This window comes from Achromobacter sp., assembly GCF_032113835.1.
GTDB lineage: Bacteria > Pseudomonadota > Gammaproteobacteria > Burkholderiales > Burkholderiaceae_B > Achromobacter.
The window spans coordinates 1-15,033 of sequence record NZ_DAMCTG010000112.1 but is presented as its reverse complement, the minus strand read 5'-3'; the positions used below and the strand labels follow the sequence as shown (position 1 = coordinate 15,033).

The 15,033-nt window shown below is 64.4% G+C and carries 12 protein-coding genes; 7 read left to right on the top strand and 5 right to left on the bottom strand.

What is annotated here, in order from left to right; translation table 11 throughout:
• Together RT697_RS24695 and RT697_RS24690 are read left to right on the top strand one after the other, a co-directional pair.
• Positions 1–2,181: molybdopterin-dependent oxidoreductase (locus tag RT697_RS24695; protein WP_313702313.1), on the top strand; the 2,181-nt coding region annotated here is incomplete at its 5' end.
• Between the two features lie 75 nt (positions 2,182–2,256).
• Positions 2,257–3,801, top strand: a complete 1,545-nt coding sequence (locus tag RT697_RS24690; protein WP_313702312.1) for a hypothetical protein — start codon at positions 2,257–2,259, stop codon at positions 3,799–3,801.
• Positions 3,802–3,856: 55 nt separating this feature from the next.
• On the opposite strand, the gene RT697_RS24685 is transcribed toward RT697_RS24690, so the two are convergent.
• Entirely contained in the window at positions 3,857–4,822 is a 966-nt protein-coding gene (locus RT697_RS24685) for a tripartite tricarboxylate transporter substrate binding protein (protein ID WP_313702311.1), read from the bottom strand.
• Between the two features lie 52 nt (positions 4,823–4,874).
• The gene (gene argH, locus RT697_RS24680) at positions 4,875–6,386 is read right to left on the bottom strand and encodes an argininosuccinate lyase (RefSeq protein WP_313702310.1); all 1,512 of its coding nucleotides are present in this window, start codon (positions 6,384–6,386) and stop codon (positions 4,875–4,877) included.
• 147 nt (positions 6,387–6,533) lie between these two features.
• Here argH and RT697_RS24675 point away from each other — a divergent pair, with 147 nt between their 5' ends.
• On the top strand, positions 6,534–7,400 hold the full coding sequence (locus RT697_RS24675) for a LysR family transcriptional regulator (RefSeq protein ID WP_313702309.1): 867 nt from the start codon (positions 6,534–6,536) through the stop codon (positions 7,398–7,400).
• 15 nt (positions 7,401–7,415) lie between these two features.
• On the opposite strand, the gene RT697_RS24670 is transcribed toward RT697_RS24675, so the two are convergent.
• The gene (locus tag RT697_RS24670; protein ID WP_313702308.1) at positions 7,416–9,017 is read right to left on the bottom strand and encodes a hypothetical protein; all 1,602 of its coding nucleotides are present in this window, start codon (positions 9,015–9,017) and stop codon (positions 7,416–7,418) included.
• Between the two features lie 101 nt (positions 9,018–9,118).
• Here RT697_RS24670 and blaOXA point away from each other — a divergent pair, with 101 nt between their 5' ends.
• The gene (gene blaOXA, locus RT697_RS24665; RefSeq protein ID WP_313702307.1) at positions 9,119–10,009 is read left to right on the top strand and encodes a class D beta-lactamase; all 891 of its coding nucleotides are present in this window, start codon (positions 9,119–9,121) and stop codon (positions 10,007–10,009) included.
• Positions 10,010–10,110: 101 nt separating this feature from the next.
• On the opposite strand, the gene RT697_RS24660 is transcribed toward blaOXA, so the two are convergent.
• Positions 10,111–10,884, bottom strand: coding sequence for an IclR family transcriptional regulator (locus tag RT697_RS24660; RefSeq protein WP_313702306.1), 774 nt, complete (start codon positions 10,882–10,884; stop codon positions 10,111–10,113).
• The gene (locus RT697_RS24655) at positions 10,874–11,671 is read right to left on the bottom strand and encodes an IclR family transcriptional regulator (protein ID WP_313702305.1); all 798 of its coding nucleotides are present in this window, start codon (positions 11,669–11,671) and stop codon (positions 10,874–10,876) included. Before RT697_RS24655 ends, RT697_RS24660 begins: the two co-directional genes overlap by 11 nt.
• Positions 11,672–11,863: 192 nt before the next feature.
• On the opposite strand from RT697_RS24655, the gene RT697_RS24650 reads away from it, so the two are divergent.
• The 3 genes from RT697_RS24650 to RT697_RS24640 all read left to right on the top strand — a co-directional run.
• The gene (locus RT697_RS24650; protein WP_313702304.1) at positions 11,864–13,030 is read left to right on the top strand and encodes an acyl-CoA dehydrogenase family protein; all 1,167 of its coding nucleotides are present in this window, start codon (positions 11,864–11,866) and stop codon (positions 13,028–13,030) included.
• 62 nt (positions 13,031–13,092) lie between these two features.
• Positions 13,093–14,076, top strand: a complete 984-nt coding sequence (locus RT697_RS24645; protein WP_313702303.1) for a tripartite tricarboxylate transporter substrate binding protein — start codon at positions 13,093–13,095, stop codon at positions 14,074–14,076.
• Positions 14,077–14,103: 27 nt separating this feature from the next.
• Positions 14,104–15,033: acyl-CoA dehydrogenase family protein (locus RT697_RS24640; RefSeq protein ID WP_313702302.1), on the top strand; the 930-nt coding region annotated here is incomplete at its 3' end.

Below are 15,033 nucleotides of genomic sequence, written 5' to 3'. Positions count from 1 at the left end.
TCGCCCATGCTGGACTCCATTCCCGAGATGGTGCATTCGCCGCTGCGGGTGCGCCGTCCGGCGGTGCGGCGCGGCTGGCTGGAAGGCCGCCGCGACCGCGAGGGCGACGACTACATCGAAATTTCCTGGGACCGCGCGCTCGACCTGGTGTCTGGCGAGCTGGCGCGCGTGCGCGCCAAGCATGGCGCGGCCGGAGTGTTTGGCGGCTCGTATGGCTGGTCCTCGGCCGGGCGGATCCACCATGCGCGCAGCCTGATCCGGCGGTTCCTGTTTCTGGGCGGCGGCTGCGTCGATCAGATCGGCAACTACAGTTGGGGCGCGGCGCAGTTTCTGCTGCCCTATGTCATCGGCACCACCTCGCCCGTCAGTGGCGATGTGACGGACTGGGACAGCGTGCTGGAACACACCCGGGTGCTGATCGCCTTTGGCGGCATACCCGTCAAGAACAGCCAGGTGACATCGGGCGGCGCGGGCCTGCACAACCTGCCCGGCTGGTTGGGCGAGGCACAGCGCCGCGGCATCAAACTGGTGGTGATCAGCCCGACCCGGGCCGACATCCCTGCGGAGATGACGGCTGAGTGGCTGCCGATACGGCCCAACACCGACACGGCGTTGATGCTGGGCATGGCGCACACCCTGCTGACCGAAGAGCTTCACGACACGGCATTCCTGGCCAGCCATTGCACCGGGTTTGAGAACTGGGCCGGGTATTTGCGCGGCGATACCGATGGCCAGCCCAAGGATGCGGCGTGGGCCGCGGCGATCACCGGTATTCCCGCAGCGCGCATTGCGGCGCTGGCGCGCGAGGCGGCGCAGCAGCGCAGCCTGTTGACCGCCGCCTGGGCCTTGCAGCGCGCGCAACATGGCGAACAGCCGTATTGGGCCGTGATCGGGCTGGCAGCCATGCTGGGCCAGATCGGCCTGCCGGGCGGCGGCTTTGCCTTTGGGCATGCCTCGTTGAACGGCATCGGCCAGCCGCGCCGTCAGGTGCCGGGGCCGGAGGTGCCGGTGCCCAGGAATCCCTCGGGGTTGGCGATTCCCGTCGCGCGCATCGCCGACATGCTGCTGGCCCCCGGCACGGCATATGAGTTCAACGGCGGGCGGCACGTGTACCCCGACGTGAAGCTGATCTACTGGGCCGGCGGCAATCCCTTCCATCATCATCAGGACCAGAATCGCTTGCGGCAGGCCTGGAACAAGCCTGAGACCGTGATCGTGCATGAGTCCTTCTGGACGCCCTTGGCCCGGCGCGCGGATATCGTGCTGCCCGCCACCACGGCGCTGGAACGTGAGGATGTGGGCGGGTCTTCACATGATCCTTATGTGTTCGCCATGCATCGCGCCGTGGAGCCGCAGGGCGAGGCGCGAAACGATTTCGATATCTTTGCGGAACTGGCGCGGCGCGCCGGCTTTGGCGAGGCATTCACGGCGGGGCGCGATGTGTCCGGCTGGTGCCGGCATGTCTATGACGGCATGCGGGCGGGATGTCAGGCGCGAGGGGTGGAGCTGCCTGACTTTGACACCTTCTGGGCGCAAGGACACGCCAAAGTGCCGCCGCCCGAAAAACCTTATGTGCTGTTTGAGCGCTTTCGGCAGGATCCTGCCGCCAACCCGCTGTACACAAAGTCCGGGCGGATCGAGCTGCATTCCGAAGTCGTGGCGGGTTATGGCTATGACGATTGCCCGGGATATCCGGCCTGGCTGCTGCCGGCGGAATGGCTGGGCGCGCCGGCGGCAAAACAATGGCCGCTGCATCTGCTGACCAATCAACCGCGTACTCGGCTGCACAGCCAACTGGATCCGGCCAGCCTGTCGCGCGCCGGCAAAGTGTCCGGTCACGAACCCATTGCGATCCATCCGCTGGACGCCGCCGAGCGCGGCATCGGCAATGGCGATGTGCTGCGCGTGTTCAACGACCGTGGCGCCTGTCTGGCGGGCGCGGTGCTGGACGAAGGGCTGTCGCGCGGGGTGGTGATCATGGCGACGGGCGCCTGGTCGGATCCCGACGGCGAACTGGACAGGCACGGTAATCCAAACGCACTGACGGCGGACATCGGGACCTCGCGGCTGACGCAGGGACCCAGCGCGCAGACCGCCCTGGTGCAGGTCGAAAAGCATGTGGGCAAGCCGGTGCAGCATCGGGCGTGGGAGCTCCCCGTGTTGTTGTCCGGGGCGGCCTAGCGCCTGAACGGTCGATGAGGGACGGATCGCAACCGTATACTTCGCGTTGTTCGAAGCCTATCGGAAGCTCCCCGCATGTCTTACACGCCCGGCGATATCTACGTCACGTTCAACCGCCGCCTGCAGGCCTACACCGCCTCGCAGATCACGCATGTGAAGGGCGACGGCGCCGAGATCGCCGTGCTGACCCTGGATTGGGTGGGTAGCGCGTTGCCCGGCGATGCCGACATCGCGGCGATGCGGCCGGCGCACTTCGATTTCTACTTCTGGCGCGACCGCGTGGACCATACGTGGATCAGCGGGCCCGTGCCCGCGCACGCCCAGCACGTGGGCTGGCGCGATCCGCTCGTGACCGAGGAGTCGCGCTCGTATTCCGGCGGTTGGTCCAGTGGCGACATGCTCTACAACCAGCGCCGCTGGAACGCGATCGACGCCGGTGTCCGCGCGCGTTTCAAGGCCGCCGCCCACGCGGACACGCCCGATCACACGGTGGTGCTGGAGCAGCCAGACCGCACGATCACACGTGCCATGCGCGGCCTGGACAGCGAGGCGCTGCTCGCCGCGCCGTCCCTCGCCACGTTCGACGACATGCCCTTGCTGATCAAGCTGCACGTGGATGCGCCCGTGCCCGGGCTGATCGAATGGGCCCGCACGAAGCCAATTCTCAGCGAACTGGAATACGCCAGTTTCGGCGAGCCGGTCGTCGACCTGCGCGGCACCTCGTTCGGGCGGGTCGCGATCGACGTGACGGGCGTGCGCGAACTGTATTTGAATGACGGGCTGAACACGTTGTCGCTGCGCGGCGAGGTGCATCCCGATCTGGTCGTGCACGCGGAAGACGACGGCGTGTGGTTGCGGCTGGAACGCGAAAACGCGATCTGGTCCGGCGGCGGGTTGACGCGTCTCGGCTCGATTTCGCTGCGCGGCATGACGACGCTGGACTGCGCCGAGGTCGCGCGTGTCTTTCCGCACCTGCACTCGCTGTATGTGTGGGGCGCGCCCGGCGTGGCAACCGGCATCGAGCATCTGGCGGCCTTGCGCGAGCTGGCGATGATCCTGATCAATGACGTGTTTCCGCCTGCCGAGAGCCGGTTGCCCGGGCCCGACGCCTGGCCGAAGCTGCAATCGCTCTGGCTCACGAGCATGCCCGCCGAGATCCTGGCGCAGGCCAAGAAGGACTACAAGAAAGCCGCAGCGGCGGGGCTGGACCTGGAGGTCAGCAAGCCCCGCAAGCCCGAATGGCTGGCCGCGAACCTGGACAATCCGTTTCGCGAATGGGACGGCAGCGAACACATCACCGCCGCCCAGGCCAAGAAGGCCGCCGCGCTATATCGCAAGACCCGAAGCGACGCGCTCAAAGCCGCCGCGACCCACGCTTCCGATACGCAAGCGCTGATGACGGCCTTGTCTGAGATCGTGCGGGCGTATACGGAAGGCTTCAACGCGCTCGACCGGCGCACCGGCTTCATCGAAACCGTGGAGCGCGATCAGATCTACGTGGCGCTGATGGGCATCCTGGACGCGGTTCAGGCCAAGCTCATCGAGGACGCAGGTGAAGGCGCGGCCTCGGTGGATCGCGATGCGCTGGATCGCGCGGTGGATGCGGTGCGGGAGTTTTAAGGAAATTCCCCAACGCCAAAGCGCCGCACAAACGGCTACCTTGGCGGCGGTGATCCTAGTCGATCGTGGCGCCCGAATGCGCCACGATCGGCGCCCATTTGGTTCGGGCCTCCCGGATCCGGTCGCCGAACTCAGCAGGCGTTGATGTGAGCGGCGTGGCGCCGATATTCAGGATTTTTTCAATCGTGGCCGGTTCCTGGGATATTTCGGTAATGGCTTTGGAGAGCGTCGCCAACGTCTGCGCGGGCAGGCCCTTGGGCGCCGTCACGCCGAACCACACCTCCACGTCATAGCCGGGCACGCCCGCCTCGGCCATGGTCGGAACATCCGGCAGCAATGGCGAGCGCTTGGCGCTGGTCACGGCCAACGCTCGCAAGGTGCCGGCCTTAACGTGTGGCAAGGAGCCCGGCAGATTGTCAAACATCAGCTGGATCTGATCGGCCAACAAATCCGCCATGGCCGGGCCGCTTCCTTTGTACGGCACATGCGTGAACGACACGCCCGTCATTGACTGGAACAGTTCACCAGACAGATGATTGGTCGTGCCGTTCCCGGCCGAACCCATGTTCAGACTGGCCGGCTTGCTCTTGGCATAGGCTGCGAGTTCTTCCACCGTCTTCGCCTGCACCTTCGGATTGACGACCAGGATGTTAGGCACGCTGGCAAATTGCGCGATCGGGGTGAAATCCTTCTCCGGATCGAACGGCAGTTTTTTGTAGAGGGAAGGATTGATGCCCAACGTGCCTTCCGTGGCGAACAAAAGCGTGTACCCGTCGGCCGGCGCTTTGGCGACGAGGTCCGTGCCGATGTTGCCCCCCGCGCCAGGACGGTTGTCGGCCACCACTTGTTGGCCAAGCTTTTCCGACAGTCGCGCCGCCAGCACACGGCCCAAGTTGTCCGTGCTGCCTCCCACCGCAAATGGGATGATCAGCCGAATGGGTTTCGTCGGATAGGCATCCGCAATCGCAGCAGAAGAAAATGCCAGCGCCGAGGCGGCGGCAATCGTGATGGCAAGTTTCATGGTGGAGCCCCTTGTGTAATAAGAGTTGGAATACCGCGAACGCGACTCGGCCCTAGTCCGATGGCGCCATGACCAACACCGCGATCTCTTTCTTCAACGTGGACCTTGCTGTGGCAATCGCCTCACGCCGCGACGCAGCCAGGGCGCAGGATCGTGCCAGCGCGCGGCGCAGCGCTTCGGTGCGTTTTCTCACTTGCGCCGGCGCGGGGCCGCCATAGGCGGAACGCGCTTTTACGCTGGCCTGAGGATCCAGACAACGTTGAACGGTTGCGGCGTCAAGATGGATGTCCCGTCCCGTTTGTTCCGACGCCGCGGCGTTCACCATCTCGACAGTAATTTCATCGGCGCGCAGTTTGGCTTCGATAGCTTGGTACACCACGGCGCCCACCGCGTGATGCGCCTCACGGAAAGACAGGCCCGATTCACGCACCAACGCATCCGCCAGATCGGTCGCCGTAGAGAAGTCGGTCTTCGCCCTTCGCAGCATGGTTTGTTCGACCGGCTCCGCAGCGTCCAGCACCAGCCGGAAAAGCGCCAGGCAGCGAACGCACTCGTCGGCGGCTTCCCAAAAGCTGCGCATGCTCTCCCTGTTGCCATCACCGCTATGCGTGAAGTGAGAGCCTTTTACCGCCGTCATCGACGCGGTGAACAGTGCGATCAGGTGGCTGGTCTTGCCTTTCAGATACTCGACCACCACGGGATTTTTCTTCTGAGGCATGATGCTGGACGTGCCGGCCACACGATCGGGAAAGTTGATGAGCCCGAATTCAGGCGTCGCCCACACATAAAAGTCCTGGGCGATTCTTCCCCAGGTCAACGAGGCGATGGTCATCGCCGACATCAGCTCCCAAGCAAAGTCCCGCGACGCCACGGCATCCAGTGAGTTGTCGACGCAGTGGCCAAAGCCCAGCAAACGAGCCGTCTCGTCGCGCTGGATGGGAAACGTTGTGCCCGCCAGTGCGCCAGCCCCCAGCGGACACGCGTCGATGTGCGCCAACGCCTGCTCGATACGGACCGCGTCGCGGGCGATGGCATCGGCCGTGCCTGCCAGGTAGTGGCCATAGGTGATGGGTTGCGCGGACTGCAGATGGGTGTAGCCGGGCATGACCACTTCGGCGTACTGCTCGGCGCGTGATATCGCGACCTCGCGCACCGCATTCAGCCCGTCAAGTATGTCCAGGGCGACGTCGCGCGCCCGCAACCGGTCATGCGTGGCAAGGATGTCATTGCGGCTGCGGGCCACATGCAGACGTCCGCCCACTTCCGATCCCGCCAAGCCCATGAGGTGGGCTTCGTAGTTGAAATAGGCGTCTTCCCGCTGCGGATCCAGCGGCACCGCGGCGGCGCCATCCCGTTCCATCCGCTGCAGCGCGCGCGCCAGGCTGATGGCCGCCTCTCGCGGCATCAGACCCGCGCGCAACAGCATCAGCAAGTGCGCTTGATTGATGTCCGAAAGGTAATCGAATCCACTACTGAATTCGCGGTTCAGCCGCGGCAGATAAATGTGGTCGCAAACTTCCTGCGCGGTGGCTTGCTGCAATCTGCGACTGACCTTCGATTCCATGATCTTCCCGCTCCTGTCGCCCGTGCAAGGCGCCCGATTCGATGTATGGCTGGAGTATGGAAATCGAACAACATTACGTCAAATGACAGTATTCGGCTTGCGCATGCAATTTTGATATGCTGCGACTCACATACTGGGGATTCAAAGATGAAGTTCAAACACATCGAGACGTTTCGCGTGGTGATGCTGACGCGCTCCATGACGCTGGCTGCCGGCGAACTTCACACATCGCAGTCCAATATCAGTCGGGTCATCGGTCAACTGGAGGCCGCGACTGGATTCCGACTTTTCGACCGCAGGCCGGGCGGACTGATTCCCACGCCGGAAGCGGAAGCGTTCTACCGGGAGGTCCAACGCGCGTTCCTCGGCATGGATGCACTGGCGGACGCTGCTCGCCTGATTCGCCAAGTGGGTCCCGGGACGCTGCGCATCGGCGCCGTGCCTTCCATCGCCATGAGCGTCATGCCGGAAGTGATGCGCAAGTTCCGGCAACACTACCCCGATGTGCCGGTATCGATTCACACGGGCGACTCGCCCACGGTCGCCAAGTGGACCGCGACGAGCTACTGCGACCTGGGTCTCGTCTCGTATCTGGCGGATACGCCTGGTGTCGCCGTCACCCTCTGGGCGGAAGATGAAGGGGTCTGCATCGTTCCCAATGGGCACCGCTTGGCCCGCAAGCGGCGGGTAAATGCCGGAGACCTGGTTGACGAACCATTTGTCTCGCTCACTCAGGGCGACGGCACCCGCGCCGCGATCGATGCCGCATTTTCTCCCGATCGCCGCAAGCTCATCCTGGACACCCCGTACGCAGCCACGATCTGCCGCATGGTGGCGATGGGGCTTGGGGTGAGCGTGGTGAATCCTCTTGTGATCCGCACCTTGAAGATCCCCGGTGTCACCAGCCTGCCGTTTTCGCCAACGATCGTATTCTCGCGCTACATCCTCACTGCCCAGCAACAGGCCGAGTCGAGTTTGACTGCGGCATTTCTGGGGTGTCTTCGCGACGAATAAGGCCGGGAGCGCAAATCATGCCGGCTTCTTGGCGTCGCGAGAGGCCGTGGCATCTTTTGCGGCTATCTGGAGCGGCAAGGGCAAAGCCTTGAGGCTTTCCCTGAAAAAGCGTCGCTGGCCCGGCGCCAAACCTTGCACTATGTGTGCAAGGCGCTCCACCGCAGCGAAAACTTGATGATTCAGCCCCTTTCCATGGCTGCGATACCAAACAAATTCAAGCAGCAGGTTGGCCACTTGATGAGCGCCGTAGAAAACTCGGCCGGCGTCATTTTCCTCGAGTGTGAAGGCAGCGACATTCGACCAGTCTTCGTAGCCCTTGGCACGCGAAAAGGCGGCTTCAAACGGCGTGACTGCCTCTAACATTCTGTCCACGGGAAGGGGCGTCTGGGCTTGAAAGCGCTTCAAGTCCCCGCTTCTGTCGTCACAACCACCTCGCGCGATGCGGAGTACGAAAACGGTATTCCAGGCGGAACTGCCGCCGACCCCAAAGCGGTCGCATATCCATTCGGACAGCCCTAGCCAGCGTAGCGATAATCCTTGGACCGCACGTACGTCCTGGTCGTTGAGTACGGCAAGCAGTCGCTGTTGCCAAAACAACCACAACGTCCACCCGATATTTGCCGCCACATCCTGAGCCGCCTCGACAGAATCCGCCTCGTAGGCGGCCTGCAGCGCTTCCGACAGGGCACAAATCGCCTTCTCCGCCTCATTCATTCTCAAGGCCAGATCGGCCGTCTTGTCTTCGAGAGCGCTGCCTTTGTGCAGCAAGGCACGCAAATTCAGGTACTCGAAGCGCACGCGGGGGTTGTACCGAATGACAGGCGACAGAAACTGGTCTGAAACAAGACGGTCAAGGCCCGCATGAGATTGCCGGATATCCCCGCGCGCATAACTGTTCCAGGCCGAGGCGACCGACGCCATTGCCGACAACGTCGGCATGGAAGGACCGACGGCCTCTGACTGCAGAATTTTCTCCAATCTTTTTAATGCTGCCTCGCTGCGCCTTACGTTACCGTGACGACGCCACGCGAGACTCTCTTTGAGTATGGCCAACGCTCGCTGGAAGTCGTCCAGCGCCGTTCTGTCCGCAGCCCGATAGCTCGCAGCCCAACTCATACCCGTCGTCGTCATGCCATCTCGCGCGAGCCGCATGGCCTGCGTCAGGTGATTCCAGTAGTCCCCATCCTGGGTCACGTATTGCAGAAGGCCTGCGCGCGGCGGGGCATGCCCCCTTGGGCCAAGAAAGCTTTCCACCAGTTCCAGGCTTGCGGGCTCCGTGCCGCGGCAGCACAGCACCCTATCTGCCTGCGCAGGCGTAATCCAGAACGGGCCCTGGCTGCGGCGAGAGGCATTGAGCAGCGCGGGGGGGAGGTCAATGGAATTTCCCCAACCCACCTCGACACCCCACGCTGCGAAATCACGAAAAGCCCGGGAAACGAGCATGCGAAGGTTGGCGTTTCCCGGGTACCGAGCCTGCAATGACGACCCGGGTACTGACACCTCACCGGTTTTCTGCGCATACCAGACTCTCAACAGCAGCCAAACCGACTGATACCGCGCAGGCTTGCCGTTCACAAGAAGAGGACGGCCTAAATCGATTCGGATTTTTTGAGTCATTCCGCCATGTTACAGCGGTTACAGCGACCCGATTGGCCCTGATGAAACGGACGCATATTCTGGCGGCCGCATGCATTCCGCATGACAAACACGGAGATAACATGAAGTCGAAATTTCGTCGGTTTGCCAAAGCAGCCTTGCCGTTGCTAATGACGTTGCTCGCACCCGCAGGCGCACATGCCGAACTACCGCAGGTCGATATAGGCGCGAGATTTCGAGAGGAACAAGTCGACGGAACGTTTGTCCTTCTTGATGGCCAGACCGGAGCGTTTCAGCGCTATGACGAGGCTAGGGCCGCTCAACGGTATCTGCCAGCGTCCACCTACAAAATACCCAACTCGCTCATTGCGTTGGAAACAGGTGAAGCGAAAGGCAAGGATTACGAAATCGAATGGGACAGCAAGCGCGCACCCCGCCAACCGTGGTGGCCGGCGGCATGGGCGCAAAACCATACGCTTGAATCGGCACTGCAAAACTCTGCCGTCTGGTATTACCAGGAAATCGCCAGGCGTATCGGCGCCGAGCGCATGCAGGCTTATGTTGACCGTTTCGACTACGGGAATCGGGACATCTCCGGCAGCATCGATAAATTTTGGCTAACCGGTTCGCTCAGAATCTCCGCGAACGAGCAGGTGGAATTCTTGCATCGGTTCTATGTCAATCAATTCGGCCTGTCCGAGCGGACGGTGCAGATGACCAAAGACATGCTCGTGCTGGAACAGACGCCGGAGTACCGTCTGAGCGGCAAGACAGGATGGGCCGGATTTGGCGAACCAGGCGCGCCGCAAACTGCCTGGCTTGTGGGCTACCTTGAGCGGCAGGGAGATGTTTTCTATTTTGCGCTTAACGTTGACGTCAAGAAAAGCCAAGATGCTGCTGCGCGCATGAAAATTGTGCGCGCTGTATTTGGGGACCTAGGCTTGCTGTCGTCTTCCCCTCCCGCTTTATCGTCGCAGCGCGCGCAATCGGCGAATTCTGGCCAGTCCAGATAGCGCCAGCTTCGGATTCAGCGCCATTTACACGCGACGCGATGACCTGGCGTTCTTCGGGTCGCAAGCACGACGCTGGGACAACGCCATGATGCGCTCACTCATCAGCCAAGTCCCAGCAGTCTTTCCGTCTCGCGGGCCAACGCGACCAGCCGCGGGCCTAAGTCGACCGCGCGCTCGCGGTAAGGCCCGTCCTGCGTAGGCACGCCGCAATTGAAGACATACAACAGCGATTGATACGGCCGTCCCAGCGGCGCCGCGAATCCGTAGGCGTCCGGCCGCCATTCCTGGTTGTTGCCGCAATAACCCTTGCGTTCCAGATCGCGGCGCGCCGCGGCCAGATTGGGAAAGTGCGCCGCGTAATGCGTTGGATCGGCCACGCGCAGCTGGTTCAGCACGACGGCGCGTTCCTCGTCCGGCACCCGTGCCAGCCATGCCTTGCCCGCGGCGCTGGACAGCAGCGGCAGCGACGCGCCGATGTCGGGCCGCGTCTGCAGCGCCTCATTGGAGCGGGCCGTCTCCACGTACACCATCTGCAGGCGGTCTCGCACAACGAGCGACACGGCGCCGCGCGCATGGTCGGCAAGCTGCTTCATCAACGGCCGGGCCAGCTGCCGGATCTGCATGCTGGCGAGCAAGGGGTAGCTCAACGCCAGCACCGACGCGCCCAGCCGGTAGCGTGCCGGCTCGCCCTCGCGCTGCAGAAAACCCAGCGCCACCAGCGTGTGCGTCAGACGCGCCACCGCGCTACGCGACAGGCCGGTCTGCTGCGCGAAGTCCTTGTTGGCCAGCACGGGCCTGTCGGCACGGAAGCACGTGAGGATATCGATGCCGCGCGCCAGCGTGGTGGTCAGTTCGCGGTCCGGGTCACGCGTCATTGCGCTGCTCCAGCATCTTCTCCACACGCTTGACCAGCGTCAGCAGGCGTGGCGCAATCCGGCCACGCAGATCGCCGGGCCGCAGCCGTGTCACCGGCACCCCGCAATTGAACACCAGCGTCTGGCCATCCACGCGCGTGCGCATCGGCACCGCCACGGCATGCACGTCCGAATGCCAGTCACCCTGCCCCACGCAATACCCGTGCTCGGCGTAATCATGTTGCGCCTGTGCCAGATCCGGCGCGTGGCGCCGCCAGATTGCGGGATCGTGTTGCCGTAACGCCGCCAGCACGGGTTCCGCCTCGCCGGGCGGCGCCTGCACCAGCCAGGCGCGCCCCATCGCCGAGGGCAGCAGCGGCAGCAAGGCGCCGATGTCAGGGCGAAACGACACGGCATCGTGACCGCGGCAGGTTTCCACGTAGACCATGCTCAAGCCGTGGTGCATGCCCAGCGAGGCTGACCCGCCCGCCGCGTCGGCCAGACGCTTCATCAACGGGCGCGCCAATTGACGGACCTTGATGCTGGCCAGAAGTGGATAGCTCAGCGAGAGCACCGCCGTGCCAAGGCGGTAGCGCCGCATCCCCGCGTCATAGCGCAACAGGCCGCGCTGCATCAGCGTCGTCGTCAACCTTGAAATCGTGGCCTTGGACAGGCCGGTGCGGTCCGAGAGTTCGCGGTTGCTGAGGGCGGGTTCACCATGCCGGAATGCCTGCAGCACCGACAGGCCATGCGCCAGCGTCGTGGCGAAGGCGGGGTCGGCATGGCGTTCACCGGGGCTCGCGGTCATGGGGTAGTCCTGGTCCGGCGCGCTCGGGATGCGCACCACGTATCCGCCGATGATAGAGCAGCCTGCCTGGGTATCCACCTTTATACCGTTCAAGATATCGAAACACTTGTCTCAAATCCGCGGGCCTTTTGCTAGCCTGATTCGAACACGGCGCGGCACGCATCAGCGCCCACGATAAAACGGAGACTCGCCATGATCAGGGACCCCGAAGGTTTCCCGCAATTTCTCGATTCACTGCGACGCTACGTGCGCGAACAGCTCGTGCCGCGCGAAGCCGAGATCGCCCATCTGGATGAGGTGCCGCAGGATCTGGTCTCGAGCATGGCCGGACAAGGGTTGTTCGGCTATTCCATTCCGGAACAGTACGGCGGCGCGGGCATGACGACCGAAGAGCTGATCCTTGCCGCCATGGAGCTGTCTCAATGTTCCGTGGCGCTGCGCGCCCGCGTCGGCACCAACACGGGCATCGGCTCCGAGGCGCTGGTGGCCGACGGCACGCCGGCGCAGAAAGAACACTATCTGCCACTGCTGGCGGCGGGCGAACTGACCGGCTGCTTTGCCCTGACGGAACCGCAGGCGGGATCCGACGCCACCGCACTGCGGACCACTGCCGTGCGCGACGGCGACCACTACGTGTTGAACGGCGAAAAGTGCTTCATCACCAACGCACCGTTGGCCGGACTGTTCACCGTCATGGCGCGCACCGATCCGCACGCGCCCGGCGCCAAGGGCATCACCGCGTTCATCGTGGAGCGCGGAACGCCGGGCCTCACCACCGGCGAGCCGTACGACAAGATGGGCCAGGCCGGGTCTCCCGTGTCGGCCGTGCATTTCCAGGACTGCCGCGTGCCGGCGGCGAACATCATCGGCGGCCAGGAAGGCCTGGGCTTCAAGACCGCGATGAAGGTGCTGAACAAGCAACGCATCCATCTGGCGGCCCTGTGCATCGGTCCCGCCATCCGCATGCTGGACGACACGCTGCGCTTCGTGGCCGAACGCCAGCAGTTCGGCAAGCCCCTGATGGACTTCCAGCTCATCCAGGCCATGCTGGCGGACTGCCAGACCGAAATCCAGGCCGCCCGCGCGCTGGTGCTGCAAACCGCCCGGGAACGCGATGCAGGCGTGGACGTGACGCTGAACGCCTCGATCTGCAAGTACTTCGCCTCGGAGATGTGCGGCCGCGTGGCCGACCGCTGCGTGCAGATGCACGGCGGCTATGGCTACATCGCCGATTACGGCATTGAGCGCTTCTACCGCGATGTACGCCTGTTCCGCCTGTACGAGGGCACCAGCCAGATCCATCAATTGACCATCGCCCGCCACACGCTGACCCAGGCGGGCTACACGCCCGGCCGCTAGGGCACCCAGGGACCACGGCCACCAGAAGCCGCCGGCCCGCCAAACCAAAGGAGACCTCCATCATGCTGCACAAGCACCTGCCCAAATGGCTCGGCGCGCTGACCGCCGCCCTCGCCTGCGCGGCGTTGCCGCCGCAAGCCGCGGCCGCCTACCCCGACAAGCCCATCCGCCTGATCGTGCCGTTCGCTCCCGGCGGCTCGACCGACATCCTGGGCCGTCTGCTGGCCGAGGCCCTGCATCCCATCCTGGGTCAGCCCGTCATCGTCGAAAACAAGCCGGGCGCGGGCGGCAACATTGGCGGCGACTTCGTGGCGCGCGCGGCCCCTGACGGCTATACGCTGCTGCTGGCCGCTGCCGGTCCCACCGTCGTCAATCCCAGCCTGTACGCCAACATGCCGTTCAATCCGGCCAAGGACCTGACGCCCATCACCTGCCTGGAACGCGAGCACAACCTGATGGTGGTGACAAAGTCGATGCCGGTGAAGACACTGCAGGAGTTCCTGCAATACGCCCGCGCCAACCCGGGCAAGCTGTCGTTCGGTTCTCCGGGCAACGGATCGCCCGCGCAACTGGCTGGTGAGCTGCTCAAGCAGCAGACCGGCATCCAGGCCGAGCACGTGCCGTACAAAGGCAGCGGGCCCGCCATCACCGACCTTGTGGCCGGACATATCGATTTCATGATCGACAACATGCCCGCCCTGCTCCCGCAGGTGAAGGCGGGCGGCCTGCGCGCGCTCGCCGTGCCCAGCGACCAGCGCGCCACCGCCGCGCCCGACATTCCCACCTTTGACGAGGCCGGCCAGAAGGGCTTCGTGGTGATGGCCTGGAAAGGACTCATGGCGCCCGCCGGCACCGACCCGGCAGTGATCGAGCGCGTGCATGCGGCCGTGGTCAAGGCGCTGCAGGATCCGCAACTGCGCGCCCGCTTCCAGGAGCTGGGCGCCGAACCGCTGGCCAGCACGCCGGCCGAGTTCGCCAGGCAGATCGCCGATGAAACCGCCTGGTGGGCCAAGCTGGTGAAGTCCACGGGTACCCGCATCCAATAGGCCGACGCCAGGATCGAGGAATAAGCCATGCAAAGCATGCAAGATCGCCACGCTGACGATGCGCTGGCAGCCCTGTGCGCGCGGGTGCGCCGCTTCGTTGACGAGGTCGCGATACCGGCCGAATCTCCGGCCATCGCCCGCGACGTGGCCGCGCTGGATCGTTGTGTCGCCCAGTTGCGCGCACGGGCGAAAGAGGCCGGCCTGTACGCGCCTCAGTTGCCCACGGAATGGGGCGGACTCGGCCTGGGCTGGCGCGCGCTGGCCGAGGTGCTGGAAGAAGCCGGCAGGGGCTTCCTGGGCCCTGCCGCGCTGAACTGCGCGGCGCCCGACCAGCCCAACATGCTGACTTTGCTGCGGCTGGGCAACGCCACCCAGCAGGAACGCTTCCTCGCGCCGCTGGTGCGGGGAGAACAGCGGGCCTGCTTCGCCATGACCGAACCGGCGCCGGGCGCCGGCTCCGATCCTTCCATGCTGCGCACACGGGCCGAGCGGCGCGGTTCGCGCTGGGTACTGAACGGCCACAAGCAGTTCATCAGCGGCGGCGTGGGTGCGGACTTTGCCCTGGTGCTGGCACGCGGTGAGACCGGCGCCACCTTGTTTCTGGTGCCTGCCGACACCCCGGGCTACCAGGTCGTGCGCGACATCGGCATGGTCACGGGCTACCAGATCGGCGGGCATGCGGAAATCCTGCTGCAGGACTGCGAGGTCGGAGACGACGCCGTGCTGGGCGAGCCCGGTCAGGGCCTGGCCCATGCGCAACTCCGGCTGGAGCCCGCGCGCCTTTCCCACTGCATGCGATACATCGGCCGCGCCCGCCGCGCGCTGGAGACGGCGCAGGCCTACGTCACGCAGCGCGAGTCCTTCGGCGCGCGCCTCGCGGACCTGCAGCAGGTACAGGCAATGGTCGCTGACTCGCACATCGACCTGCACGCCAGCCGCCTCATGACGCTGGACTGC